General features: G+C 64.8%; 1 protein-coding gene. It reads right to left on the bottom strand.

All coding sequences use genetic code 11. The annotated features are described in order from the left end of the window. Positions 1-301 (bottom strand): DUF6232 family protein (locus SB753_RS36170; RefSeq protein WP_410804917.1); only part of this gene is annotated, 301 nt, incomplete at both ends.

Below are 301 nucleotides of genomic sequence, written 5' to 3'. Positions count from 1 at the left end.
GCGGAAGCCGAAGCGGCTGCGCCCTTGGCTTCGTTCACGGCCGCGCCGACGCGCTCGACGAAGTCGCGATCGACGCTCGATAGCGCCTCGCGTTCGCCATTGGCCGTTTGCACCATCAGACGGTGCGTGACATCCTGCGTCGCCCACGTGAGCCAGCCGACGACCGCCAGCATCACGCCGCACACGATTCCCACCGGCGCGCGAAGCACGCCGCCGACAATTGCGCCGACGAGTCCCACGACCGAAATCGTAATGGGCAATACCTTATTCTTCTGCACTGTGACGACCTTCACGCTGACGA

Origin of the sequence: Paraburkholderia sp. SIMBA_053 (genome assembly GCF_046534895.1) — a bacterium.
Classification (GTDB): domain Bacteria; phylum Pseudomonadota; class Gammaproteobacteria; order Burkholderiales; family Burkholderiaceae; genus Paraburkholderia; species Paraburkholderia caledonica.
This window is presented reverse-complemented; position numbering and strand designations above follow the sequence as displayed.